We start from the raw sequence: 24,430 nt of genomic DNA on the forward strand, positions 1-24,430 counted from the left end.
AGTCCGCTATTTTATTCCAGCTCGCGCTGCCAGCCGCTGATATCGCCAAACTGTCGCGCGACCCAGCTTTCATCGTAGTAGCTGTCGGGATAGCGTTCGCCGCTGTCACACATCAGCGTCACCAGCGCGCCCTGTTCGCCTTTCGCACGCATCCGTTTCGCCACCTGCATCATGCCCCAGAAGTTGGTACCGGTTGAGGCGCCAGGCTTGCGGCCAATAATCTGCGCCAGCTTCAGCATTGCCGCCAGCGTCGCGCCGTCAGGCACTTTCATCATTTCGTCAATCACGTCCGGCATAAAAGAGGGCTCGACGCGCGGGCGGCCGATGCCTTCAATCTGGCTGCCGCGTGCGCTGCGCAGCGCCGCATCACGGCTGTGCCAGTAATCAAAGAATACCGAATGCTCGGGATCGACCACCAGCAGTTGAGTGGCAAAACCCTGATAGCGGATATAGCGCCCCAGCGTCGCCGAGGTGCCGCCGGTTCCTGCACCCATAATAAGCGTGTGCGGCACCGGAAAGGGCTCGAGCGCCATCTGACGGAAAATACTTTCGGCGATGTTATTATTGCCGCGCCAGTCGGTGGCGCGTTCGGCGTAGGTGAACTGATCCATAAAATGGCCGTTCAGCTCGCGCGCCAGCTGTGTTGACGCGCTGTAAAGCTCGCAGGGATCGGTGACAAAATGACACTGACCGCCGTAGAACGCGATCTGTTCAATTTTGCGCTTCGCGGTGCTCGCCGGCATCACGGCGATAAAGGGCAGGCCGAGCAGCTGGGCGAAATAGGCCTCCGACACCGCCGTGCTGCCGGATGAGGCCTCAATCACCGGCCTGTTCTCTTTAATCCAGCCGTTCGCCAGCCCGTAGAGAAACAGCGAGCGCGCCAGGCGATGTTTCAGGCTGCCGCTGGGATGGGTGCTCTCATCTTTCAGATAGAACGCGATGCCGGGATAATCCGCCAGGCGGAAGCGAATCAGGTGGGTTTCGGCAGAACGTTGAAAGTCCGCGTTGATCTCATTAATGGCGTGGCGAGTCCAGTTACTCATGATGCTAGTCCGGCAAAAAAGATGCGCTGATTGTAAGGCACGGGCAGGAAAAAGAGTTGGCTTTATTCCGGCTATAATGGCACCAATGGAGAAAAATATTCTCCCGGAGAGGCAAATGTTAGATAAAACTGACCGCCATTTACTGGATCTGCTACAGCGGGACTGCACGCTGTCGCTGCAGGCGCTGGCGGACGCCGTCAACCTCACCACCACGCCGTGCTGGAAGCGACTGAAAAAGCTGGAGGATGACGGTATTATCCGCGCGCGCGTCGCGCTGCTGGATGCGGAGAAGCTCGGCCTGTCGCTTACGGCCTTTATGTTTGTAAAAACGCAGCAGCACAGCCGCGAATGGTATCAGCGCTTCGTCACGGCGGTGCAGGAGATGCCTGATGTGCTGGCGTTCTACCGTACGGCGGGCGAATACGACTACCTGCTGCGTATTCAGGTGGCGGATATGAAACGTTACGACGAATTTTACAAGCGTCTGGTTAACAGCGTGCCGGGCCTGATTGACGTCACCTCCAGCTTCGCCATGGAGGAGATTAAATACACCACGGCGTTACCCGTTGCCCCCTGAGGCAAAAGAAAGAGAAGAGCGTAGTGCGATTATTCAGCCAGTTAAGTTGGTATTTTATTCGCGAGTGGCGACGCTATCTGGGCGCGGTCACTCTTCTGATTATCATCGCTATCCTGCAGCTGCTGCCGCCGCATCTGGTAGGCGTTATCGTCGATGGCGTTACGCATAGCAGCATGAGCGCGCGCACCATTATGATGTGGATCGGCGTGATGCTGGTTACCGCCGTGGCGACCTATCTGCTGCGCTATGTCTGGCGCGTGCTGTTGTTCGGCGCCTCCTATCAGCTTGCCGTCGAACTGCGCGAAGATTTTTACCGTCAGCTCAGCCGCCAGCACCCGGCTTTTTATCTGCGCCATCGCACCGGCGATCTTATCGCGCGCGCCACTAATGATGTGGATCGCGTGGTATTCGCCGCCGGCGAAGGGGTGCTGACGCTGGTGGATTCGCTGGTAATGGGCTGCGTGGTGCTGCTGGTGATGAGCCTGCAGATTAGCTGGCAACTGACGCTGCTGTCGCTGGTGCCGATGCCGATCATGGCGCTGTTTATCCATCGTTACGGCAACCAGCTGCACGACCGTTTTAAGCTGGCGCAGGCGGCCTTTTCCAGCCTTAACGATCAGACGCAGGAGAGCCTGACCAGCATCCGTATGATTAAGGCTTTTGGCCTGGAGTCGCACCAGTCCGAGCAGTTTTCCGCGATTGCCCGCGATACCGGCGAGAAAAACCTGCGCGTGGCGCGCGTCGACGCCCGCTTCGACCCTACGATCTATATCGCAATCGGCTTCTCGAACCTGCTGGCGATCGGCGGCGGCAGCTGGATGGTATGGCACGATCGGCTGACGCTTGGTCAGCTTACCAGCTTTGTTATGTATCTTGGCCTGATGATTTGGCCGATGCTGGCGCTGGCGTGGATGTTCAATATCGTCGAGCGCGGCAGCGCCGCCTGGAGCCGCATCGGCGCGCTGCTGGCGGAAGCGCCCGCGGTGGAAGATGGCGAGCAGGTTCCGCCTGCGAACCCTGGCGTACTAAAGGCGGCGATCCGCGAGTTTCGCTATCCGGCCAGCGTCGCGCCGGTGCTGCGCAACCTCAGCTTTGAGCTGAAACCTGGCCAGATGCTCGGCCTGTGCGGCCCGACCGGCAGCGGAAAAAGCACGCTGCTCAGCCTGCTGCAACGCCATTTCGATATTGAACAGGGTGAGATCCGCTATCACAACATTCCGCTGACGCAGCTGCGCATCGACAGCTGGCGCAGCCGCCTGGCGGTGGTCAGCCAGACGCCGTTCCTCTTCTCTGACAGCGTGGCGAACAATATCGCGCTGGGCAGGCCCGACGCCAGTCAGGAAGAGATCGAGCGCGCAGCGCAACTGGCCTGCGTGCACGAGGATATTTTGCGTCTGCCGCAGGGGTATGACACTGAAGTGGGCGAGCGCGGCGTAATGCTTTCCGGCGGCCAGAAGCAGCGTATCTCTATTGCGCGCGCGCTGTTGCTCGACGCGGAGATCCTGATCCTCGACGATGCCCTGTCGGCGGTCGATGGCCGCACCGAACATGACATCCTGCATAACCTGCGCCGCTGGGGGCAGGGCCGCACCCTGATCATCAGCGCGCATCGTCTGTCGGCGCTGGCGGAGGCGAGCGAAATTCTGGTGCTGCAACAGGGCGTGGTCGCCCAGCGCGGGGATCACGATGCGCTGGCGGCGCAGCCGGGATGGTATCGCGATATGTATCGCTATCAGCAGCTTGAGGCGGCGCTGGATGAGGATGAATCAGCAAAAGGAGCGCCCGATGGCGAAGTCTAAACGCTTATGGCCGACGCTGAAGCGGCTGCTCGCCTATGGCAAACCATGGCGCCGGTCGCTAGGCCTCGCGGTCGGCATGCTCTGGATCGCCGCCGCGGCCGAGGTGACCGGACCTGTGCTGGTCAGCTATTTTATCGACAACCTGGTGGCGAAACACCGGATGCCCTGGGGCATCGTCGCCGGGCTGGTGGTGAGCTTTATTTTGCTGCAGCTGCTGGCGGCGGGACTGCACTATTTTCAGGCTTTGCTGTTTAACCGCGCGGCGATCGGCGTGGTGCAGCGGCTGCGCAGCGACGTTATGGACGCGGCGCTGCGTCAGCCGCTCAGCGCCTTCGATACCCAGCCGGTCGGGCAGATTATTTCACGCGTTACCAACGACACCGAGGTGATTAAAGATCTCTACGTCACGGTGGTGGCGACAGTGTTGCGCGGCGCGGCGCTGATCGGCGCGATGATGGTGGCGATGTTCAGCCTTGACTGGCGCATGGCGCTGGTGGCGATGGTGATCTTTCCGCTGGTGCTGACGGTGATGTTGATTTATCAGCGCTACAGCACGCCGATTGCGCGCCGCGTACGCAGCTATCTGGCGGATATCAACAACGGTTTTAACGAAGTGATCAACGGCATGAGCGTGATCCAGCAGTTTCGTCAGCAGGCGCGCTTCGGCGAGCGTATGAACGAAGCCAGTCGTTCGCACTATCTGGCGCGTATGCAGACGCTGCGGCTGGACGGTTTTCTGCTGCGCCCGCTGCTTAGCCTCTTTTCCGCGCTGATCCTTTGCGGTCTGCTGATGCTGTTCAGCTTCTCCTCGCCGGGCATATTTGAGGTCGGTGTGCTCTATGCCTTTATCACCTACCTTGGTCGTCTCAACGAACCGCTGATCGAACTGACGACGCAACAGTCGATGCTGCAGCAGGCGGTGGTGTCGGGCGAACGCATTTTCGAGCTGATGGACGCGACGCAGCAGCATTACGGCGATGACGATCGCCCGCTGAGTTCAGGACGTATCTCGCTGCGTCACCTGAGCTTCGCCTATCGCGGCGATCGTGACGTGCTGAGCGATATCAATCTTGACGTGCCAGCGCGCAGTTTCGTCGCGCTGGTAGGGCATACCGGCAGCGGAAAAAGCACCCTCGCCAGCCTTTTAATGGGCTATTACCCGGCGACACGCGGCGAAATAAGGCTGGACGATCGTCCCGTCAGCCAGCTCAGCCATCGGACTCTGCGTCGCGGCATTGCCATGGTGCAGCAGGATCCTGTGGTGCTGGCGGACAGTTTGCTGGCTAACGTGCGCCTCGGCCGCGATATCAGTGAAGAGGCGGTCTGGCAGGTACTGGAACAGGTGCAGCTCGCCTCGCTGGCGCGCGATATGCCTGACGGCATTCATACGCGTTTAGGCGAGCAGGGGAACAATCTGTCGGTGGGACAGAAGCAACTGCTGGCGCTGGCGCGCGTGCTGGTAGAGATGCCGCAGATCCTCATCCTCGACGAGGCGACCGCCAATATCGACTCCGGCACCGAACAGGCGATTCAGCAGACCCTGCGCGCGTTGCGTCAGCACACCACGCTGGTGGTCATCGCCCATCGTCTGTCGACCATTACCGAGGCCGATACCATTCTGGTGCTGCATCGCGGTCAGGTGGTGGAGCAGGGCGATCACGTCGGGCTGCTGGCGCGTCAGGGGCGATACTGGCAAATGTATCAGCTGCAGCAGGCGGGCGATGAACTGGTGTCGGGCACAGCCGTCGCCTCCGTCGAGTAAATTGCACCTTTTTTGCGCGCATTTATCAGAATGTTCCGTATCGCTGCACTTCTTTGAGGCCCGAAGCACCAAAGAAGTGCAGCCCTGTCGTTATCTCGTTTCGCTTTTCTCTCCCGGTCCTTTTTTCCTGCCACGTTAAGCCATACTGCGCTGCATTCAGGGCGCACCGCGCACGCTTTTTCATTCCTGGCACAGCCTTTGCTTCTGTCTCTGCACGTCTGAGGCGACTCACTTGTCTACTACCCGGAGGGGATGTAATGAAGCTGGTTACCGTAGTCATCAAACCATTCAAACTGGAGGATGTGCGCGAAGCGCTCTCCTCTATCGGCATTCAGGGGCTGACCGTTTCTGAGGTTAAAGGATTTGGCCGTCAGAAAGGCCATGCAGAGCTCTATCGCGGCGCTGAATACAGCGTGAACTTTCTGCCCAAGGTCAAGATTGATGTCGCTATTGCCGACGACCAGCTCGACGAAGTGGTGGATGTGATCAGCAAGGCGGCTTACACCGGCAAGATCGGTGACGGCAAAATTTTTGTCGCTGAGCTTCAGCGCGTTATTCGTATTCGCACCGGTGAAACCGACGAAGCAGCGCTCTGATTTCGGCTACGTAATCTGATGGGATGGAAAAAAATGAATAAAGCACTGACCTTGTTGGGCCTCATCAGCCTGGCCCTGTTACCCTCGCTGGCGATGGCTGCGCCCGCGCCGGCGGTTGCGGATAAGGCCGACAACGCATTTATGATGATTTGCACCGCACTGGTGCTGTTTATGACGGTTCCAGGGATCGCACTCTTTTACGGCGGCCTGATCCGCGGCAAAAACGTTCTCTCTATGCTGACGCAGGTCGCGGTGACCTTTGCGTTAGTCTGCGTGCTGTGGATTGTGTATGGCTATTCGCTGGCGTTCAGCGAAGGCAACGCCTTTTTCGGCAGCTTCCAGTGGGCGATGCTGAAAAACATCGAGCTGAAGGCGGTGATGGGCACCTTCTATCAGTATATCCACGTCGCATTCCAGGCGTCGTTCGCCTGTATTACCGTGGGGCTGATCGTCGGCGCTATCGCCGAGCGTATTCGCTTCTCCGCCGTGCTGATTTTTGTCGGCGTCTGGGTCACTCTGGCTTATCTGCCGATTGCGCATATGGTCTGGGCGGGCGGTTTCCTGGCGCAGGATGGCGCGCTGGACTTCGCAGGCGGTACGGTCGTGCATATTAACGCCGCTATTGCCGGACTGGTGGGCGCCTATCTGGTAGGCAAGCGCGCGGGCTTCGGCAAAGAGGCGTTTAAACCGCATAACCTGCCGATGGTCTTCACCGGTACGGCGATCCTTTACGTGGGCTGGTTTGGCTTTAACGCCGGTTCGGCCTCTGCCGCTAACGAGATCGCCGCGCTGGCTTTTCTGAACACCGTAGTAGCGACCGCAGGCGCGGTGCTCTCCTGGACCTTCGGCGAGTGGGCCGTACGCGGCAAACCGTCGCTGCTGGGCGCCTGTTCAGGTTTTATCGCCGGTCTGGTCGCCATTACCCCAGCCTGTGGCTATGTAGGCGTCGGCGGGGCGTTGATTATCGGCCTGGTGGGCGGTCTGGCTGGGCTGTGGGGCGTAACCTCGCTGAAGAAAATGCTGCGCGTGGACGATCCCTGTGACGTCTTCGGCGTGCACGGCGTGTGCGGCATTATTGGCTGTATTCTGACCGGCGTATTCACCTCCTCTTCGCTGGGCGGCGTCGGTTATGCGGAAGGGGTCACCATGGGACATCAGGTATGGGTGCAGCTCTACAGCGTCGCCATTACTATCGTCTGGTCTGCGGTGGTCGCCTTTATCGGCTTTAAGCTGGCAGATATGATCGTGGGTCTGCGCGTGCCGGAAGAGCAGGAGCGCGAAGGTCTCGATGTGAACAGCCACGGCGAGAACGCTTACAACCAGTAAGCCGGGGCAAAGAAGAGCAGTGCACAACCTACTATAACGCGACAAGGGGCGACTATTCGCCCCTTATTTTTTGCCCGTCGCCGGGCCAGCCCGCTGCGTTTTTCAGCGCCCGGATAAGTTATTCGCTGCGCTGGCGCATCACCCCTTCCTGCACGGTGGAGGCGACCAGCACCCCCTGTTGGTTATAGAACTCGCCGCGCACAAAACCGCGTGCGCCGGAGGCGGAGGTGCTTACCACGCTGTAGAGTAGCCAGTCGCTGAAGTTAAACGGGCGGTGAAACCACATCGAGTGATCGATAGTGGCGACCTGCATATCTGGCTCAAGGAAGCCCTTGCCGTGCGGCTGAAGCGCCACCGGCAGGAAATTTAAATCGGAGGCGTAGCCCAGCAGATACTGATGGATGCGCAGATCGCCAGGCAAGCCGCCGTTGGCGCGGATCCAGACCTGGCGCACCGGCTCGTCGACGCGGCCTTTGAGCGGATTGTGAATCTGTACCGGGCGTATCTCCAGCGGTCGCTCGGCGATGAATTTTTCACGCACCTTTTCCGGCAGCAGATGCGCCATCTTTTGCGCCAGATCCTGTTCCGATGCCAGCGTTTCGGGGCCGGGCACCGCAGGCATCTCATTCTGATGCTCGAAACCGCTCTCCGGCGCCTGGAAAGAGGCGGTCATATAGAATATAGGCTGGCCGTTCTGAATCGCACTGACGCGCCGCGCGCTGAAGCTTTTGCCGTCGCGCAGCGTTTCCACATCGTAAATAATGCTTTTCTTGCTGTCGCCCGGTCGTAAGAAGTAGCTGTGGAAAGAGTGAATGATGCGCTCTTCCGGCACCGTCTGTTTCGCCGCGTAGAGCGCCTGGCCGACGACCTGACCGCCAAAGACCTGACGCAGTCCTAAGTCTTCGCTCTGGCCGCGATAGAGGCCCTCTTCCAGCTTTTCCAGATTTAATAAATTCAGCAGATTTTCCAGCGCCTGGCTCATAGTGCAATCCTCACAAAGTTAACCGGCTCAGTGTGAAAGATCCGACCAGTTAACGTCAATCAAAGAGTGCATCAGGCACCGACAGGAAATATCTGGATTTTATGCCAGGATTAACCCTATAAGGCGAATGAAATCCCAGTCGATAAATTCGCAGCCGATAATCATAGTGATCAGATGGAGACGACATCAATGAAACTCTGGCAAGTGGTAAGTGGTATTACGTTAATTGCAGCCGCCGCAGGTTGTGCCGATCACAGCAAATCTGTACCGGTGCCGACGCTGGGCGCAAGCGCAGCAGGACAGCAGGCAGCGATTGCGCAGCCAAACGTGAGCGGTTCAGTCTATATTCGTCAGCGCGTCGCGCTACCGCCTGACGCGGTGTTGACGGTTACGCTCTCCGATGCGTCAATGGCGAACGCGCCATCGAAAGTGCTTTCGCAGCGCGCCGTACACACGCAGGGCAAGCAGGCGCCGTTCCATTTCGTGCTGCCGTTTAATCCTGCTGACATTCAGCCCAACGCGCGTATTTTGCTGAGTGCGGCCATCACTATTGACGGCAAGCTGGCGTTTATTACCGATTCCGTTAAGCCAGTAATTAACCAGGGCGGAACCAAAGCGGAACTGCTGCTGGTGCCGGTACCGCAAACGGCGCTGCCTACACAGCCCGGCGCGGCCACTACGGTGCCGTCAACCTCTCCGACGCAGGTGACCCCATCTTCTTCTGTACCTGCGCCGACCAGCCTGTAATCTGATGAGAGCGGGGCGTTATAGCCCCGCTGTCAGGGCCGCCAGCGATACTGTTCCAGCGCGATACGCCCGTCATCGCTTATCTCAATGCCTTCGGCCGCCAGCGCATCGCGCTGTCGTAGCAGATCGTCGCCCTGTAAAGAAATAGCGCCGTGGCGGTTAATCACGCGATGCCATGGCAGCTGCGTGCCTTGCGGTAAACGACGCAATACGCCGCCCACCTGGCGCGCAGCGCGTGGAGAACCCGCCAGCCGGGCGATATCGCCATAGGTAGCGACTTTTCCTTGCGGAATAGCGGCGACAATATGCCATATGCGCTGCTGAAAACTCTCTTGCGGATCCATAACGTCGTTCCGGTAGGCGTAAAGACCTACTTTAGCATAGCGGCGCGGCGTCAGGCGGCACCCATTGTTCAAGAAAACAACGGTCATCCGGACGGCGCTTGCAATTGCCGGGGGCTTCCCTGATAATGCCCCCGCCTTCGAAAGAGGGCTTATCAATGGAGGCTCTGTTGGTCCTCCCGCAATGCTAACTTGTGAACTCGGTCAGGTCCGGAAGGAAGCAGCCGCAGCAGGCGACGCGTGTGCCGGGATGTGGCTGGCAGAGCCTCCACCACTTTCTCCCCTCGAAAAATCTTCATACGTCTCTTATAACCGCCACTCCATGGCCAGTTACAGATTTATTCAGAAAAAGGGATAGGTTGTAGCAAAGAGAAAGGAAAAACAGTGTGTTAACGCACGAACTTCCATACTGAGCCAGGGACTTTGTCGTAAAGCTTATTCATCGTCAGTTCAGCCAGACGATGATCGGCGGCAGAGTAGAATACCGCCAGTTCATCATCGGATAATTCATACTTATTCTTTTCAATCACGCGTTCAAGCGTATCGATCGAGCGGCAACGTCTCAGCCGCATCAAATAATCAGTTTTAGTCAGAGTTTTATCGTTCATAAATAAACCGGTCTCATGTTTACCTAAATGGAGTGGCTGGGTTGCTGAAGGTAAGCGCACTCTTCGCTAAAAAGATTAAATAAGCGCCGGGCGGAACGCTGCCACCGATTCAGATCTTGCGCATTGATACCGTAATTAGTGAATAACATAAAGGTATCGTCAAGATAGTCGTCGATTTGCGTTATCAGATCTTCATCTTCAGCATGCTTTATTTTGTAATTCATCGTGAAAGAAGCAATGTGCTCAATCAAATCATTAAGCTGTAAATTGTTCTCTGAAGTCGGGTCGTTAACCCAGCCGTGATGGCTGTCGGTTAGCGTCGCCATACTTTCATCAAACAGGTTCTCACACAGGAATTTAAGCTGGGCAATATCATGCCGTTTCGGTGAGTACTCGTCCATCTTTTTCCCCTCCATAGCTTGCACAGATACCGCAATGCGGCGAGTTAAGGTTAAGCGGCCAGGAAGCGATTATGAATAGCGGTCAGAGCTAGGGTTACATTAAATATAAATCACAATCATTAGTTTTGCTCACCTCAATTACCAAATATTACAATTCGTCAGCGGGCGAGGGTTGCTGGTTCTCAATCAGCTCAAACTCAAGTCTGCCGGGAAAAACATGAAACAGAACCTGTTCTTCCCTGGTAAAAGTCTCATTTAAATCCAGGCAAGGACTAAATATATGTCCATCGAATTGATAAAGCATTTTAAAACGATTGCTGGCTAACTTTTCAACAGACTTTATTTTAAAACTCTCAGGAACTAACTGAGCGTGTGGTGAATACCATTGCAGATCGCCTGCCAGGGGTTGCGCTATTTTGGGAATATTCCGTTGGATAAACGCCTTTAATTCTGGGACGTCTGGGTTATCCGGGTTGATATTGCTTTCAAGCTGCAGTGACATAACGTTTACCGGTTCAGTAGAGTGATAAACCGATCATTAGGCTTGTGCAACCTCTTTGCAACTCATCTGTTAACGACAAAACCTATTGTTATTATTCGTAAAGCTTTTTTCCTCATTGAATCAGATAAATGGCGGGACGTATCGTCAGGCCGTCAGCGAATACTGATACCTTTTGAAACATATTCCTCACGCGCGACAGTAGAGAGATACGATAGAGTAACGTTATGTTATAACATAATGAGTAAGTGATGAATCAGAGTGGAATGCTGCTTTCGCTGGCAGGAAGATTAGCCATCGCGTTGGGGATTATCGTCCTGCTGGCGCTGGCAATAGCGTGGGGGATCGTCTCGTGATGCGTTTTATTCAGCTCCAGGCGGGTTATCAGAACAGAGCGGTGACGCCAGTCATTAATGCTGAATTAACGTCTGGAAGTATGACGGCGCTGATCGGCGCCAACGGCAGCGGTAAGTCTACGCTGCTGAAAACCATTGCCGGACTCATCAAACCGGTGGCCGGAAAGTGCGAACTGCAACTTCCCCGCAAGGCCATCGGCTGGATGCCGCAGCGCAGCGAGCTGGAAACGCGCTTTCCCTTAACGGTTTTCGAACTGGTGTCGATGGGCTGCTGGCCGCGCTGCGGCTGGTTCGGTGGTATCAATCGCGCCATGCGGCGCGAGATCGACGAGGCGCTGGATGCGGTACAGATGCGCGACTTCGCCGAGGCGCAGCCTGCCACGCTGTCAGGCGGTCAGCTGCAGCGCGTGCTTTTCGCCCGGCTGTTAATGCAGCGCAGTCCGCTGTGGCTGCTGGATGAACCTTTTAACGGCATTGATAGCAAAACGGTGACGCTGCTGATGACAATCCTGCAGCGGCAGCAGCAGGCGGGCACAACGCTGCTGGTGGTATTGCACGATCGACCGCTGGTCGAGCGCTACTTCAGCGACGTGCTGTCAATGGACGACGACTCGGGCCGACTTGCTGCTGAGGCGTCAGTCTCGTTACGGAGCCAGGCGTCATGATGCTGATTCAGCCTTTTATCGAATTCGGCTTTATGCGCCGCGCGCTGATCGCCTGCGTGGCGCTGGCCGTCAGCGCTACGCCGCTTGGCGTCTTTTTGTCGCTGCGTCGGATGAGCCTGATTGGCGATGCGTTGTCTCACGCGGTTTTGCCCGGCGCGGCTATCGGCTACCTGATTTCTGGCTTATCGCTGGTGGCGATGGGCGTCGGCGGGCTGATCGCCGGGCTGGCGGTCGCGCTGCTCTCTGGCGCGGTCAGTCGCTATACGCCACTGAAAGAGGATGCCAGCTTTGCCGGTTTCTACCTGGGTTCACTGGCGCTTGGCGTCACGCTGGTGTCGCTGCGCGGCTCCAGTGTCGATCTGCTGCATGTCTTGTTCGGTTCGCTGCTGGCGGTGGATAACCCGGCGCTGCTGCTGGTAGGCGGCATCGCCGCCTTTACCCTGTTGATGCTTGCGGTTATTTACCGACCGCTGGTGATTGACGCTTTCGATCCCGATTTTCTGCGAGCTCAGGGCAAATGGAGTGCGCCGCTGGTGCACGGCCTTTTTCTGATGCTGGTGGTGCTGAATCTGGTGGCGGGCTTTCAGGTGCTCGGCACGCTGATGTCGGTCGGGCTGATGATGCTGCCCGCCGCCAGCGCCCGATTCTGGAGCCGGCATCTGGCATGGATGCTGGCCGTCGCCATGGCGCTGGCGATAGCTTCAGCCGTTATCGGGCTTATGCTCTCCTGGCGCTACTCGCTGCCGGCGGGCCCGGCGGTGGTGCTGAGCGCCGCGCTGATATTTTTTCTTTCCATTCTGGCAGGGCCATGCGGCGGCATTTTGCGCCGCCATTAAACAGGGGTATTTATGAAGAAGTTACCATTAAGTCTGGCGATCGGCGCGCTGCTGATCAGCCCGTTATCCATGGCGAAAACCGTTAATGCCGTCGCAAGCTTTACCGTACTGGCGGACATTGTGAAACAGGTCGGCGGCGAGCATGTCAATGTGAAATCGCTGGTGGGGCCGAACGGCGATCCTCACACCTTTGAACCCACGCCGCAGGACAGCCAGGCGCTGGCTAAAGCAGATATCGTATTCGTCAGCGGCCTTGGCCTTGAAGGATGGATGGATCGTCTGGTCAGCGCCTCTGGCTATAAAGGCGAACCGGTGGTCGCCTCACGCGGCGTTTCGACGCGCAGTATGGAGGAAGAGGGCAAAACCGTCACCGACCCCCATGCATGGAACAGCATGTATAACGGCGTTATCTACGCCACCAACGTGATGAACGCCTTGATTAAAGCTGACCCGCAGGATGCCGACGCTATTCGACGCAGCGGCGAAAACTATATTCAGAAGCTGCAGGCGCTGGACAGCTGGGCGAAAACGTCCTTCGCGACGGTACCTGCGGCGAAGCGCAAGGTGCTGACCAGCCACGATGCGTTTGGCTACTTCGGCCAGCGATACGGCGTAACCTTTCTTGCGCCGGTGGGCTTTTCTACCGAAGCGGAGGCCAGCGCCAGCGAGGTGGGGAGCCTGATAAAGCAGCTACAGGCCGAACATATCCATACCTATTTTATTGAGAATCAGACCGACCCGCGCCTCGTGAAGCAAATCGCCAGTGCAACGAAGGCTCAGCCGGGCGGCGAACTCTATCCGGAAGCGCTGTCACAGCCTTCCGGCCCGGCGCCGACCTATGTCGCGGCATTCCGTCATAACGTAGATGCCATGATCCGCAGTATGAAATAAAAAAAGGCCGGGGAGAGCCCCGGCCAGCTATCACGACACATCCTAACGTTTTTTCTTTCTTCCCTGCACCGCCTTAAAGCGCGGATTCGATTTGCAAATCACAAACACACGTCCGTGACGACGAACGATCTTACAATCCTTGTGGCGCTTCTTTGCTGACGCCAGCGAGCTTAATACCTGCATCTGTTACGCCTCTATTTTTTAAGAAAGCGACCGAAGCGCTGGTTGAAGCGAGCGGCGCTGCCTTCTTTAGTAAACTCTTTCTGCTTGCCGGTGTAATAGACGTGGGAAGCGGAAGAGACATCCAGCGTCACATAGGGCAGGGTTTCGCCTTCAAACTCGATGGTGCGCTCCGTTTTAATGGTGGAGCCGACTTTGAAATATTGATCGACGGTAGTGTCATGGAAGACGACCGGGCGGTAAGCAGGATGGATATTCGGTTTCATAACGCCTCCAAATGTTATGTTATAAAGTAACATTATTATGGCGCGCATCAATTCGGAATGCAACTCTGATAAATGGTTGAACGGGAAGAGTGAAAAGGGAAGCGGGTGCGGAGCCCATAAAAAAGGCCGCTTGCGCGGCCTTTTTGAGTCAGCATCAGATTAGTGCTGATGGCTTTGTTCGGTCGGGTGACCTTTTTCCAGCTCCGATTTGTTCTTGCTGAAGCGGCGGCGTACCACCACGAAGAACACCGGAACGAAGAAGATTGCCAGCGCGGTCGCCGTGACCATGCCGCCCATTACGCCAGTACCGACGGCGTTCTGCGCGCCGGAGCCCGCGCCGGTGCTGATCGCCAGCGGCAACACGCCGAGAATAAAGGCCAGCGAGGTCATCAGGATAGGACGCAGACGCATACGGCACGCCTCCAGCGTCGCTTCTACCAGACCTTTGCCCTCTTTCTCCATCAAATCCTTAGCGAATTCGACGATCAGAATGGCGTTCTTCGCCGACAGACCGACGGTGGTCAGCAGACCCACCACAAAGTAAACGTCATTACTCAGTCCGCGCAGCGTGGTAAAGATCAGCGCGCCGATAACACCGAGCGGCACCACCAGCATTACCGAGAACGGAATTGACCAGCTCTCATAAAGCGCCGCCAGACAGAGGAAGACCACAATCAGCGAGATAGCATAGAGCGCAGGAGCCTGGTTGCCGGAGAGGCGTTCCTGATAGGACATGCCGGTCCAGTCATACCCGATGCCCGCAGGCAGTTTCGCCGCCAGCTGTTCCATCAGGTTCATGGCGTCGCCGGAGCTTTTGCCTGGCGCAGCCTGGCCCAGAATCTCCATTGACGGCAGGCCGTTATAGCGTTCCAGACGCGGCGAACCATACTGCCACTTCGCCGACGAGAAGGCGGAGAAGGGAACCATGTTGCCACTGCTGTTGCGCACGTACCACTTGCTGATGTCGTCAGGCAGCATACGGTCTTTGGCCTGGCCCATCACGTAGACCTTCTTCACACGACCGCGATCGATAAAGTCATTAACGTAAGAGCCGCCCCAGGCCGCACCCAGCGTGGTATTGATATCAGACAGCGACACGCCCAGCGCCTGCGCTTTTTCCTGATCGATAGTCAGCTTGTACTGCGGCGTATCTTCCAGACCGTTAGGACGCACGCCTACCAGCGTATCGGCGTGCTGCGCCACCATACCCAGCAGCTGATTACGCGCTTCGGTCAGTTTTTCATGGCCGAGGTTGTTCTGGTCGATCAGTTCAAAGTCGAAGCCGGTGGCGTTACCCAGTTCGATAATCGCCGGCAGGTTGAACGGGAACACCATCGCATCTTTAATCTGGCCCAGCGCCGCCATGGCGCGGCCGGCAATAGCCGGTACCTTCAGATTGCTGCTGCTGCGTTCATCCCAGGGTTTCAGACTGACGAAGGCGATACCGGTGTTCTGACCGCGGCCGGAGAAGCCGAAGCCGTTAACGGTAAACACCGACTGCACGCTGTCCTTCTCTTTATTCAGGAAGTAATCCGTCACCTGATCCAGCACCTTCTGCGTACGCTCTTGCGTCGCGCCCGCAGGCAGCTGCGCCTGAGCAAGCAGCAGACCCTGATCTTCTTCCGGCAGGAACGAAGAGGGGAGGCGCAGGAACAGATAGGCCATACCCACTACGATCACCAGATAGATCACCAGGTAACGGCCGGTGCTGCGCACGATATGACCGACGCTGTCGACGTAGTGGCTGGTGCTCTTGTCGAACAGGCGGTTAAACCAGCCGAAGAAACCTTTGGTTTTGCCATGCTCGCCTTTCTGGATCGGCTTCAGCAGGGTGGCGCAGAGCGCTGGCGTCAGGATTAACGCCACCAGCACCGAAAGCGCCATAGCGGAGACGATAGTGATGGAGAACTGACGATAGATGACGCCGGTTGAGCCGCCGAAGAAGGCCATCGGGATAAATACCGCCGACAGCACCAGCGCGATACCGACCAGCGCGCCCTGAATCTGCTCCATTGAGCGGCGCGTCGCCTCTTTCGGCGGCAGGCCCTCTTCGCCCATTACGCGCTCGACGTTCTCCACCACCACGATGGCGTCATCCACCAGCAGGCCGATGGCGAGCACCATCCCGAACATCGTCAGCGTGTTTATCGAGTAACCGAAGGCGCTGATAATGGCGAAGGTGCCAAGCAGCACCACCGGCACCGCGATAGTTGGAATCAGCGTGGCGCGGAAGTTCTGCAGGAAGAGATACATAACCAGGAACACCAGTACGATCGCTTCAAACAGAGTTTTAACCACTTCGAAGATCGAGATCTTAACGAACGGCGTGGTGTCATAAGGGTAAACGACTTTCAGGCCGGCCGGGAAGGTGGACTGCAACTTGCCCAGCTCCGCCTTCACCGCGTTAGCGGTATCCAGCGCGTTGGCGCCGGTCGCCAGTTTGATACCGATACCGGATGCCGGTTTGCCGTTAAAGCGCGCAACGACCTCGTAGTTCTCGCCGCCCAGCTCGATTTTCGCCACGTCGCGCAGGCGCACCTGCGAACCGTCGGTATTGACCTTCAGCAGAATTTTGCCGAATTCGTCGGTGGAGGTCAGACGCGTCTGGGCGATGATCGAGGCGTTAAGCTGCTGATTCGGCGCGGCAGGCGCGCCGCCCAACTGACCCGCCGCTACCTGGGCGTTCTGCGTGTTGATGGCGCTGATGACGTCGACTGGCGTCAGCTGATAGTTATTCAGCTTGGCCGGATCCATCCAGATACGCATCGCATACTGCGCACCGAAGATCTGGGTATCGCCCACGCCGGAGGTACGGCTAATGGGGTCCTTGATATTCGATGCGACGAAGTCTGCGATATCGTTCTGCGTCATGGAGCCATTATCGCTGACGAAACCCGCCACCATCAGGAAGCTGCTGGAGGATTTCTGCACCTGAATACCCTGCTGCTGCACTTCCTGCGGCAGCAGCGGCATCGCCAGCTGCAGTTTGTTCTGCACCTGGACCTGCGCGATATCGGGATCGGTGCCGGATTCGAAACTCAGGGTCAGCTGCAGGTTACCGGAAGAATCACTGTTTGATGAGAAGTACATCAGCCCATCAATACCGTTCATATTCTGTTCGATAACCTGCGTCACGGAATCCTGCAGCGTTTTCGCATCCGCGCCTGGATAAGCGGCACGAATCTGTACGGCCGGCGGAGCAACGTTGGGATATTGCTCGATCGGCAGTTTGAGAATCGATAGCGCACCCGCCAGCATCACGATGATGGCGATTACCCACGCAAAGATGGGGCGATCGATAAAGAACTTAGCCATGTATCAACGGCTCCTGTTAAGACGAAGATTTTTCAGACTGGGTCTGAGATTGCGCATTCGCGTCAGATTTTTGCTCGGCAGAGACTTCCTGCGGCGTCACCTGGGCGCCTGGCTTCGCGCGCTGAATGCCGACGCTGATAACACGTTCACCCTCTTTCAAACCAGAGGTCACCAGCCATTTGTCGCCGATCGCCTGCGCGGCATTGACATTGCGTACCTCAACCTTGTTGTCCGCGCCAACCACCATCACGGTCGCCTGACCGGTCGGGGTGCGCGCTACAGCCTGCTGCGGAACCAGCAGCGCATTCGGATTGGTGCCTTCTTCCAGACGTGCGCGGACGAACATGCCCGGCAGCAGACGGTGATCCGGGTTCGGCACGATGGCACGCAGAGTGATAGAGCCGGTGGTCTCGTCAACCGTTACGTCAGAGAACTCCAGCGTACCTTTCTGCGGCGATTCGCTGCCGTCCTGCATCAGCACGGTTACGCTGGCCTTGCCGTCGACCTGCTTCAGCTGGCCAGACTCCAGTTCTGCGCGCAGGCGCATAAACTCGTCGCTGGACTGGGTTACATCGACATACATCGGGTCGAGCTGCTGCACAGTGGCCAGCGCGGTGGTCTGCGCACTCTGCACCAGCGCGCCTTCAGTCACGGACGATTTGCCGATACGGCCGCTGATAGGCGAGGTCACTTTAGTGTAGGCAAGGTTAATGCGGGCGGTTTCGACATTCGCCTTAGCGACCTGCACGGCGGCGGCGTTTTGCGCGGCGGTGGCGACGGCGTTATCGTAATCCTGCTGGCTGATATATTTCGTTCCGAGCAGCGGCTTGTAACGATTAACCGTTAACTGCGCGATGCGCGCGTTGGCTTCCGCCTGCGCCAGATCGCCTTTCGCGCTGTCGTAGCTCGCCTGGTAGGTTGCAGGATCGATCTGATAAAGCGATTCGCCCGCTTTGATGTCACTGCCTTCCACGAAGTTACGTTTCAGAATGATACCGGAAACCTGAGGGCGCACTTCAGCCACGCGATAGGCGGAGGTACGACCCGGCAGCTCGGTGGTGATCTTCAGGGGTTCGCTTTTAAGGGTGACAACGCCCACTTCCGGCGGATGTTGCTGGGCGGCTTGCTGGGATTTATTATCATCACATCCTGTTAACACAAAGCTGCCTGAAAGCATCAGGACGGCCGCCAGAGGCGCTAATCCTCTGTTTTTATTCATAAATAAACCTCTAGTGTCCGATATCAATTGATCAATGGATCACAAACCGATAAACCCATTGCTGCGCTAAAACCCGGGTCGTGCTATGGTACATACATTCATAAATGTATGTAAACTTGCCAGTTTGTAAAAAAAGCTCCCTATGGCACGAAAAACCAAAGCCCAAGCGCTTGAAACGCGTCACCAAATTCTTGATGCCGCCCTTGCACTCTTCTCCTGCCAGGGTGTTTCCGCCACTTCTCTTGCGGATATTGCGGCGGCGGCTGGCGTGACGCGGGGCGCGATCTACTGGCACTTTAAAAATAAAGCCGATGTATTACACGAGATCTGGCTGCGCACCGACGCTGGGCTTGATGATGTGGAACTTGAGTATCAGACAAAATACCCCGGCGATCCACTTTCTGTCTTACGCGCAATGCTAATCTATATCTTTGAAGCGACAGCAAAGGATCCGCAACGCCGCGCGCTGATGGAGATCATTTTCCATAAGTGCGAATTCGTTGGCGAAATGGCTGCGCTGCAAATTATGCAGCAAAGTTTACTGTCGGAATGTTATGACAAAATAGAAGACGTTTTGAAAGAGTGTATTGAGGCAGGACAATTACCCGTCACGCTCAATACCCGGCAGGCGGCGCTGCTGCTGCGGGGCTACGTCAACGGTATGATGGAAAGCTGGCTGTTTACGCCGGAGAGTTTCGACCTGGCGGCGACCGCGCCGCAAATCGTCGAGGCGTTTATCGATATGCTGCGCCTGAGCCCAACCTTGACGGCCTCACCTTAGGCCCGCTGTTCCGCGGCGCGTTTCTTCTCAAAGTCGCGCTGCACAATCGCCAGCGCCGCCAGCACGGTGTCGGCTGGCAACTGGTTCTCTTCCAGCAGCTGAATCAAATCCACCGCCAGTTTTATTTCGTCAGGTGCGTTTTCCAGTGACATAGTGACTCCTCATATGCGCAGTTTCGCCGCGACCAGCATCATCGTTAACGCGCCGACCAGCGCGATGCCGAGCGCGCCGGGATGAAGCGTCGCCAGCGAGCCCAGCCCAAAGTAGCTGGCGATATAGCCGCCGACCAGCGCGCCGATAACCGCCAGCACCAGCGTGGCGGCGAGACCGCCGGGCCGACCGGGGAAAAACCGCCGCTTCAGCCAGCCCGCGACCACGCCAGTGATAATCCAGGCTACGATTCCCATTTCAGGCTCCTGAACAAGTGGCGCTAAGTATAGGCGTCAGATGGCGTCGCCGCGCAGCGAAAGCGCCCAGCTCACCGCATGAATCGCCTGACGACAGCGCGCCATACGGCCTTCCAGCACCTCAAGATCCTGTTTGAGCTGCTGCTGCGTCGCCAGGCTCTCCGCCAGCGCCAGCCGCTGTTCGCGCTGGTCGATCATCGCCTGTAGCCGCCTTTCATATTCGCGGTACTCTTCCAGCTTCTGCTGGCGCGGCGACGCGACGGGCCGTTCACGCCGCGGACGCAGCTGCTGCGTGCTGGCTTCGCGCTGCAGGGCGGCGATTTGATTCACCAGCTTCTCCGCCAGCCAGACGCGCTCTTGCGCATTCGCGGAGGCGCAGAGCAGCTGCAGATTACGTTCGATCTCCTGCAGATAATCGGCCAGCCGCGTGCCGGTGGTGATAAACAGCTGCCTGTCGAAGCGCGGCGTACGGCAGTGTCCGTCGGGGTGACGGGCGATCTGCGCCTTAAGCGCCGCCAGGCAGGCGGTGAGACGCTGTTGTGTGGTGGCGTCCGTCATCATCTTTTCCTTATCTGTGCTAACGTAGCGCGGAGGCAAAGGATCCAGGCAACGCTATGCAACGTATTTTACTTCTGACTCTCGGCTGGCTGGCTATCATACTTGGCGCGCTGGGCATTGTATTACCATTATTACCGACCACGCCATTTGTGCTGCTGGCCGCCTGGTGTTTCGCCCGATCCTCGCCGCGCTTTCATCACTGGCTGCTGTGGCGTTCGCCGTTCGGCCGCTATCTGCGCCACTGGCAGCGGCACCGCGCTATGCCGCCGGGTGCGAAAGGGCGCGCCATTGCGCTGATGCTGGTGACCTTCGGCGTGTCGCTCTGGATGGTGAAAATTCTGTGGGTACGGGTTTTTCTTGGCGTAATGCTCTGCGTCTTGCTGCTGATGATGTGGCGAATTCCTGTGAAGGCGGAATCGCCCGACGATCGCGCGCCGCCGCGATAAGGTTGCATTTAGCCGACCATTTGCTTAGATTTGGGCATCTTCGTGCGTGGCTTCCCTTTTTTTACTCTCTGCGTCTGATTCATTTTGGAATCTGACGCTATGGAAGCTGCGCGATATAAAGTTTTTACCAGGCGTAACATTATGACCGCAACTGCGCAGCAGCTTGAATTCATTAAAGAGAGCATCAAAAGCATCCCGGATTACCCGAAACCCGGGATCCTCTTCCGCGACGTCACCAGCCTGCTGGAAGATCCCAAAGCCTACGCCGCGACTATCGCGCTGTTTGTTGAGCGCTACCGCGATCAAGGCATTACCAAAGTCGTCGGAACCGAAGCGCGCGGCTTTTTGTTTGGCGCGCCTGTTGCTCTGGCGTTAGGCGTCGGCTTCGTGCCGGTGCGTAAGCCTGGCAAACTGCCGCGCGAAACCTTCAGCGAATCCTATGAGCTGGAATATGGCACCGATGCGCTCGAGCTGCACAAAGACGCCATTAAGCCTGGCGACGTGGTGCTGGTGGTGGACGATCTGCTGGCGACCGGCGGTACCATCGAAGCCACGGTCAAGCTGATCCGCCGCGCAGGCGGCGAAGTTAAAGACGCTGCCTTTGTGATCAACCTCTTCGATCTGACCGGCGAATCCCGCCTGAAAGCGCTGGGCATCAACTGCTACAGCCTGGTCAACTTCCCGGGTCACTGAGTGACGATGGCCTCGCCGTGCGCGAGGCCAGCAAGTGATAGGCAATGCCCCTCGTCGCTGTTAAACTACTGCAACGATATACAGGGGTTGCAGCGCGTCTGCGCTCATCTTTCCAACCACATCCAGTGATCGAATCCACATGAGCTATCAGGTACTTGCGCGAAAATGGCGTCCCCAGGCATTTGCTGACGTTGTCGGTCAGGAACATGTCCTGACCGCGCTGGCGAATGGACTGTCACTGGGACGTCTCCATCATGCTTATCTCTTCTCCGGCACGCGCGGCGTAGGTAAAACTACCATTGCGCGCCTGCTGGCGAAGGGGCTTAACTGCGAAACCGGCATCACCGCCACGCCGTGCGGCCAGTGCGACAACTGTCGCGAGATTGAACAGGGCCGCTTCGTCGATCTGATCGAGATCGACGCCGCGTCGCGCACGAAAGTCGAAGATACGCGCGATCTGCTGGACAACGTGCAGTATGCGCCCGCGCGCGGCCGCTTTAAGGTCTATCTGATCGACGAAGTGCATATGTTGTCGCGCCACAGTTTTAACGCGCTGCTGAAAACGCTCGAAGAGCCGCCTTCGCACGTTAAATTTCTGCTTGCCACCACCGATCCGCAAAAGCTGCCGGTAACGATCCTCTCCCGCTGCCTGCAGTTTCATCTCAAGGCGCTGGATGTCGAACTGATCCGCAAACAGCTCGACTATGTGCTGCAGCAGGAGCAGATCGAGAGCGAACCGCGCGCGCTGCAGCTGCTGGCGCGCGCCGCCGACGGCAGCATGCGCGACGCGCTCAGCCTGACCGATCAGGCGATCGCGATGGGGCAGGGCATAGTCAGCGGCACTATTGTCAGCCAGATGCTCGGCACGCTGGACGACGAGCAGCCGCTGGGTCTGATTGAGGCGCTCGTGGAGGGCAGCGGCGAACAGGTTATGACGCTGCTCAACCAGGCCGCGTCGCGCGGCGTGGAGTGGGAAGCGCTGCTGGTGGAGATGCTGCGTCTGCTGCACCGTATCGCCATGGTGCAGCTGCTGCCCGGCTCGATCAATGATGAAGAGGAGAGCCACGCACCGCGTCTGCGCGAACTGGCGCGCGTCGTGCCGCCCGCCGACGTTCAGCTCTACTATCAGACGCTGCTGATGGGGCGCAAGGATCTGCCGCTGGCGCCCGATCGCCGCATGGGCGTCGAGATGACGCTGCTGCGCGCGCTGGCTTTTCATCCGCAAACGGCAATTGCCGAGCCGGTCGCGCGCCCGGCGATGACGCCGCAGGCGGAGCCGCAGCCAGTTGCTGCGCCGTCGCCGCAGACCGCCGCCGCACAGCCGCAGATGGCGCCACCCGCGCCACCGCCGGAACCCATTGCGCCGCCGGTTGCCGCACCGCCGGCCGCCGCGCCGGACGGCTCGTTCTCCGATACCACCAGCCAGCTCCTGCAGGCGCGCACACAGCTGCTGCGCCAGGGGGCCAGCAAACCAAAAAAGAGTGAGCCGGCAGCGTCTCTGACGCGGCCGGCCAACTCCGCGCTGGAGCGCCTGGCATCCGTCACCGAACGCGTACAGGCGCGTCCGCGTGAGACGGCGCCGGCAAAAAAAGAGGCGTACCGCTGGAAAGCGCAAACCCAGGTCGAAGCGGCGCCCGAACCGGTAGCGACGCCAAAAGCCTTGCGTTCGGCGCTTGAGCATGAGAAAACCCCTGAGCTGGCGGCGCGCCTGATGGAAGAAGCGCAGCAGCGCGACGCCTGGGCGGCGGAAATCGCCGCGCTGCCGCTGCCCAAACTGGTGCAGCAGCTGGCGCTGAACGCCTGGAAAGAGAGCACGGAGCAGGGCGTTTGTCTGCATCTGCGCTCCACTCAGCGCCATCTGAATTCCGCGTCAGCGCAGCAGGTGCTTGCCGCCGCGCTGAGCGACGCCGCTGGACAGCCAGTTGAACTGACTATCATTGAAGATGATAATCCTGCGGTATTGACGCCACTCGAGTGGCGGCAGGCCATTTACGAAGAGAAGCTGGCGCAGGCGCGCCAGTCTATCATTAGCGATACGCACATTCAGACGCTGCGCCGGTTCTTCGACGCCGATCTGGATGAAGAGAGTATCCGACCCGTTTGACCACGCTGCCGCTGTCTCATGGATAGCGATGCGGCCTCAGCTGAGAGAGAAAACTATGTTTGGTAAAGGCGGACTGGGCAACCTGATGAAGCAGGCCCAGCAAATGCAAGACAAAATGGCCAAAGTCCAGGAAGAGATCGCCGCGCTGGAAGTCACCGGCGAATCGGGCGCAGGCCTGGTGAAAGTGACCATCAACGGCGCGCACAACTGCCGTCGCGTGGAGATCGATCCCAGCCTGCTGGAAGATGACAAAGATATGCTGGAAGATCTGGTCGCCGCTGCATTCAACGATGCCGCTCGCCGTATCGACGAAACGCAGAAAGAGAAAATGGCCTCTGTTTCCGCCGGCATGCAGCTGCCGCCCGGCTTTAAGATGCCGTTCTGATGCAAACCAGTCCACTGCTTGAATCTCTGATGGAGGCGCTGCGCTGCCTGCCCGGCGTTGGGCCGAAGTCGGCGCAGCGCATGGCGTTTCAGCTGCTGCAGCGCGATCGCAGCGGTGGCATGCGGCTGGCGCAGGCGCTTACGCGCGCAATGTCTGAAATCGGCCACTGCGCCGACTGCCGCACCTTCACCGAGCAGGAAATTTGCACCATCTGCGCCAATCCGCGGCGTCAGCAAAACGGGCAAATCTGCGTGGTGGAGAGCCCGGCGGATATTCACGCCATTGAGCAGACCGGTCAGTTCGCCGGACGCTACTTTGTCCTGATGGGCCATCTTTCCCCGCTGGACGGCATCGGCCCGCAGGATATCGGGTTAGATCGTCTTGAGCAGCGGCTGGAGAAAGAAACCCTGAAAGAGGTGATCCTCGCCACCAACCCCACGGTTGAAGGCGAAGCGACGGCCAACTATATCGCCGAGCTGTGCGGCCAGTACGGCGTTGACGCCAGCCGCATCGCTCACGGCGTGCCGGTAGGCGGCGAGCTGGAGATGGTAGACGGCACGACGCTGTCGCACTCGCTGGCTGGACGTCACAAGATTACTTTCTGAACGCTTGCCGACGTCGTTAACGACGTCGGCTTGAAATTTTCC

General features: G+C 58.0%; 28 protein-coding genes, 1 other RNA gene and 1 other annotated feature. Of the genes, 16 read left to right on the top strand and 13 right to left on the bottom strand.

All coding sequences use genetic code 11. The features are described from left to right. Positions 1 to 11 precede the first annotated feature (11 nt). Positions 12 to 1,043, bottom strand: a complete 1,032-nt coding sequence (locus EKL29_RS07645) for a PLP-dependent cysteine synthase family protein (protein WP_218834573.1) — start codon at positions 1,041 to 1,043, stop codon at positions 12 to 14. A 115-nt stretch (positions 1,044 to 1,158) separates the two neighbouring features. Between EKL29_RS07645 and EKL29_RS07650 the strand changes: the two genes are divergently transcribed. From EKL29_RS07650 to amtB, 5 genes are all read left to right on the top strand, one after another. Continuing rightward, the gene (locus EKL29_RS07650) at positions 1,159 to 1,620 is read left to right on the top strand and encodes an Lrp/AsnC family transcriptional regulator (protein WP_126689264.1); all 462 of its coding nucleotides are present in this window, start codon (positions 1,159 to 1,161) and stop codon (positions 1,618 to 1,620) included. A 23-nt stretch (positions 1,621 to 1,643) separates the two neighbouring features. Further along, on the top strand, positions 1,644 to 3,419 hold the full coding sequence (locus tag EKL29_RS07655; RefSeq protein ID WP_126689265.1) for a SmdA family multidrug ABC transporter permease/ATP-binding protein: 1,776 nt from the start codon (positions 1,644 to 1,646) through the stop codon (positions 3,417 to 3,419). Continuing rightward, positions 3,406 to 5,181: a SmdB family multidrug efflux ABC transporter permease/ATP-binding protein gene (locus EKL29_RS07660; RefSeq protein ID WP_126689266.1), complete on the top strand. Its 1,776-nt coding sequence runs from the start codon at positions 3,406 to 3,408 to the stop codon at positions 5,179 to 5,181. Before EKL29_RS07655 ends, EKL29_RS07660 begins: the two co-directional genes overlap by 14 nt. Before the next feature lie 257 nt (positions 5,182 to 5,438). Then, the gene (gene glnK, locus EKL29_RS07665) at positions 5,439 to 5,777 is read left to right on the top strand and encodes a P-II family nitrogen regulator (RefSeq protein ID WP_033752690.1); all 339 of its coding nucleotides are present in this window, start codon (positions 5,439 to 5,441) and stop codon (positions 5,775 to 5,777) included. Between the two features lie 33 nt (positions 5,778 to 5,810). Then, complete coding sequence (amtB, locus tag EKL29_RS07670; RefSeq protein WP_120451301.1) at positions 5,811 to 7,103, top strand: ammonium transporter AmtB; 1,293 nt, start codon at positions 5,811 to 5,813, stop codon at positions 7,101 to 7,103. 118 nt (positions 7,104 to 7,221) lie between these two features. On the opposite strand, the gene tesB is transcribed toward amtB, so the two are convergent. After that, positions 7,222 to 8,085: an acyl-CoA thioesterase II gene (gene tesB / locus EKL29_RS07675; RefSeq protein WP_120451302.1), complete on the bottom strand. Its 864-nt coding sequence runs from the start codon at positions 8,083 to 8,085 to the stop codon at positions 7,222 to 7,224. Positions 8,086 to 8,274: 189 nt separating this feature from the next. Between tesB and EKL29_RS07680 the strand changes: the two genes are divergently transcribed. Next, positions 8,275 to 8,832, top strand: a complete 558-nt coding sequence (locus EKL29_RS07680; protein WP_120451303.1) for a YbaY family lipoprotein — start codon at positions 8,275 to 8,277, stop codon at positions 8,830 to 8,832. Between the two features lie 32 nt (positions 8,833 to 8,864). Here the strand turns inward: EKL29_RS07680 and EKL29_RS07685 are convergent, their stop codons facing one another. Next, entirely contained in the window at positions 8,865 to 9,176 is a 312-nt protein-coding gene (locus EKL29_RS07685; protein ID WP_120451304.1) for an MGMT family protein, read from the bottom strand. A gap of 165 nt (positions 9,177 to 9,341) precedes the next feature. Between EKL29_RS07685 and ffs the strand changes: the two genes are divergently transcribed. Next, positions 9,342 to 9,438: signal recognition particle sRNA small type (ffs, locus tag EKL29_RS07690), an RNA gene on the top strand. A 124-nt stretch (positions 9,439 to 9,562) separates the two neighbouring features. Here the strand turns inward: ffs and EKL29_RS07695 are convergent. From EKL29_RS07695 to EKL29_RS07705, 3 genes are all read right to left on the bottom strand, one after another. Then, the gene (locus tag EKL29_RS07695) at positions 9,563 to 9,781 is read right to left on the bottom strand and encodes an HHA domain-containing protein (protein WP_120451305.1); all 219 of its coding nucleotides are present in this window, start codon (positions 9,779 to 9,781) and stop codon (positions 9,563 to 9,565) included. Positions 9,782 to 9,804: 23 nt separating this feature from the next. Further along, positions 9,805 to 10,182: an Hha toxicity modulator TomB gene (tomB, locus tag EKL29_RS07700; RefSeq protein ID WP_120451306.1), complete on the bottom strand. Its 378-nt coding sequence runs from the start codon at positions 10,180 to 10,182 to the stop codon at positions 9,805 to 9,807. Between the two features lie 148 nt (positions 10,183 to 10,330). After that, positions 10,331 to 10,684, bottom strand: a complete 354-nt coding sequence (locus EKL29_RS07705; protein ID WP_120451307.1) for a hypothetical protein — start codon at positions 10,682 to 10,684, stop codon at positions 10,331 to 10,333. A gap of 349 nt (positions 10,685 to 11,033) precedes the next feature. Between EKL29_RS07705 and EKL29_RS07710 the strand changes: the two genes are divergently transcribed. Genes EKL29_RS07710 through EKL29_RS07720 form a run of 3 tightly spaced genes read left to right on the top strand, consistent with a single transcriptional unit; the run spans position 11,034 to position 13,429 of the window. Further along, the gene (locus EKL29_RS07710) at positions 11,034 to 11,702 is read left to right on the top strand and encodes an ABC transporter ATP-binding protein (protein ID WP_311778982.1); all 669 of its coding nucleotides are present in this window, start codon (positions 11,034 to 11,036) and stop codon (positions 11,700 to 11,702) included. Further along, complete coding sequence (locus EKL29_RS07715; RefSeq protein WP_126689267.1) at positions 11,699 to 12,538, top strand: metal ABC transporter permease; 840 nt, start codon at positions 11,699 to 11,701, stop codon at positions 12,536 to 12,538. The genes EKL29_RS07710 and EKL29_RS07715 overlap by 4 nt, the downstream gene beginning before the upstream one ends. Positions 12,539 to 12,550: 12 nt before the next feature. Further along, the gene (locus EKL29_RS07720; protein WP_120451310.1) at positions 12,551 to 13,429 is read left to right on the top strand and encodes a metal ABC transporter substrate-binding protein; all 879 of its coding nucleotides are present in this window, start codon (positions 12,551 to 12,553) and stop codon (positions 13,427 to 13,429) included. 42 nt (positions 13,430 to 13,471) lie between these two features. On the opposite strand, the gene ykgO is transcribed toward EKL29_RS07720, so the two are convergent. The 4 genes from ykgO to EKL29_RS07740 all read right to left on the bottom strand — a co-directional run bounded on the left by ykgO (position 13,472) and on the right by EKL29_RS07740 (position 18,409). Beyond that, positions 13,472 to 13,612 (bottom strand): type B 50S ribosomal protein L36, encoded by a 141-nt coding sequence (ykgO, locus tag EKL29_RS07725; RefSeq protein WP_071997379.1) that lies wholly within the window; start codon positions 13,610 to 13,612, stop codon positions 13,472 to 13,474. Between the two features lie 11 nt (positions 13,613 to 13,623). Further along, positions 13,624 to 13,875: a type B 50S ribosomal protein L31 gene (locus EKL29_RS07730; RefSeq protein WP_120451311.1), complete on the bottom strand. Its 252-nt coding sequence runs from the start codon at positions 13,873 to 13,875 to the stop codon at positions 13,624 to 13,626. 159 nt (positions 13,876 to 14,034) lie between these two features. Beyond that, positions 14,035 to 17,190, bottom strand: a complete 3,156-nt coding sequence (locus tag EKL29_RS07735; protein ID WP_120451312.1) for a multidrug efflux RND transporter permease subunit AcrB — start codon at positions 17,188 to 17,190, stop codon at positions 14,035 to 14,037. A gap of 16 nt (positions 17,191 to 17,206) precedes the next feature. Then, positions 17,207 to 18,409, bottom strand: coding sequence for an efflux RND transporter periplasmic adaptor subunit (locus tag EKL29_RS07740; protein ID WP_120451313.1), 1,203 nt, complete (start codon positions 18,407 to 18,409; stop codon positions 17,207 to 17,209). Positions 18,410 to 18,551: 142 nt separating this feature from the next. Between EKL29_RS07740 and acrR the strand changes: the two genes are divergently transcribed. Beyond that, a complete protein-coding gene (gene acrR / locus EKL29_RS07745; protein WP_120451314.1) occupies positions 18,552 to 19,190 on the top strand; it encodes a multidrug efflux transporter transcriptional repressor AcrR in 639 nt (212 codons plus the stop codon). Here the strand turns inward: acrR and rsmS are convergent. From rsmS to priC, 3 genes are read right to left on the bottom strand one after another with little or no spacing between them, the layout of a single operon-like run. Continuing rightward, positions 19,187 to 19,342 carry a pleiotropic regulatory protein RsmS gene (gene rsmS / locus EKL29_RS07750; RefSeq protein WP_120451315.1) on the bottom strand — a complete coding sequence of 52 codons (156 nt, stop codon included), beginning with the start codon at positions 19,340 to 19,342 and terminating at the stop codon, positions 19,187 to 19,189. The two genes, acrR and rsmS, sit on opposite strands and share 4 nt — an antisense overlap. A 9-nt stretch (positions 19,343 to 19,351) precedes the next feature. Next, positions 19,352 to 19,597, bottom strand: a complete 246-nt coding sequence (locus EKL29_RS07755) for a GlsB/YeaQ/YmgE family stress response membrane protein (protein WP_120451316.1) — start codon at positions 19,595 to 19,597, stop codon at positions 19,352 to 19,354. 36 nt (positions 19,598 to 19,633) lie between these two features. Then, a complete protein-coding gene (gene priC / locus EKL29_RS07760; protein WP_126689323.1) occupies positions 19,634 to 20,155 on the bottom strand; it encodes a primosomal replication protein PriC in 522 nt (173 codons plus the stop codon). A 56-nt stretch (positions 20,156 to 20,211) separates the two neighbouring features. On the opposite strand from priC, the gene EKL29_RS07765 reads away from it, so the two are divergent. The 5 genes from EKL29_RS07765 (at position 20,212) to recR (ending at position 24,388) form a co-directional block, all read left to right on the top strand. Beyond that, on the top strand, positions 20,212 to 20,601 hold the full coding sequence (locus tag EKL29_RS07765; protein ID WP_120451318.1) for a DUF454 family protein: 390 nt from the start codon (positions 20,212 to 20,214) through the stop codon (positions 20,599 to 20,601). Between the two features lie 141 nt (positions 20,602 to 20,742). After that, entirely contained in the window at positions 20,743 to 21,294 is a 552-nt protein-coding gene (gene apt, locus EKL29_RS07770; RefSeq protein WP_120451319.1) for an adenine phosphoribosyltransferase, read from the top strand. A gap of 139 nt (positions 21,295 to 21,433) precedes the next feature. After that, the gene (dnaX, locus tag EKL29_RS07775) at positions 21,434 to 23,398 is read left to right on the top strand and encodes a DNA polymerase III subunit gamma/tau (RefSeq protein ID WP_126689268.1); all 1,965 of its coding nucleotides are present in this window, start codon (positions 21,434 to 21,436) and stop codon (positions 23,396 to 23,398) included. Continuing rightward, positions 22,749 to 22,810: a sequence feature (DnaX frameshifting element), on the top strand. It overlaps the preceding gene by 62 nt. A gap of 55 nt (positions 23,399 to 23,453) precedes the next feature. Further along, entirely contained in the window at positions 23,454 to 23,783 is a 330-nt protein-coding gene (locus EKL29_RS07780; protein ID WP_081139342.1) for a YbaB/EbfC family nucleoid-associated protein, read from the top strand. Further along, positions 23,783 to 24,388 (top strand): recombination mediator RecR, encoded by a 606-nt coding sequence (gene recR / locus EKL29_RS07785; RefSeq protein WP_120451321.1) that lies wholly within the window; start codon positions 23,783 to 23,785, stop codon positions 24,386 to 24,388. The genes EKL29_RS07780 and recR overlap by 1 nt, the downstream gene beginning before the upstream one ends. Positions 24,389 to 24,430 lie beyond the last annotated feature (42 nt).

This window comes from Pantoea sp. YU22 (genome assembly GCF_003970755.1).
Classification (GTDB): Bacteria; Pseudomonadota; Gammaproteobacteria; order Enterobacterales; family Enterobacteriaceae; genus Pantoea; species Pantoea piersonii.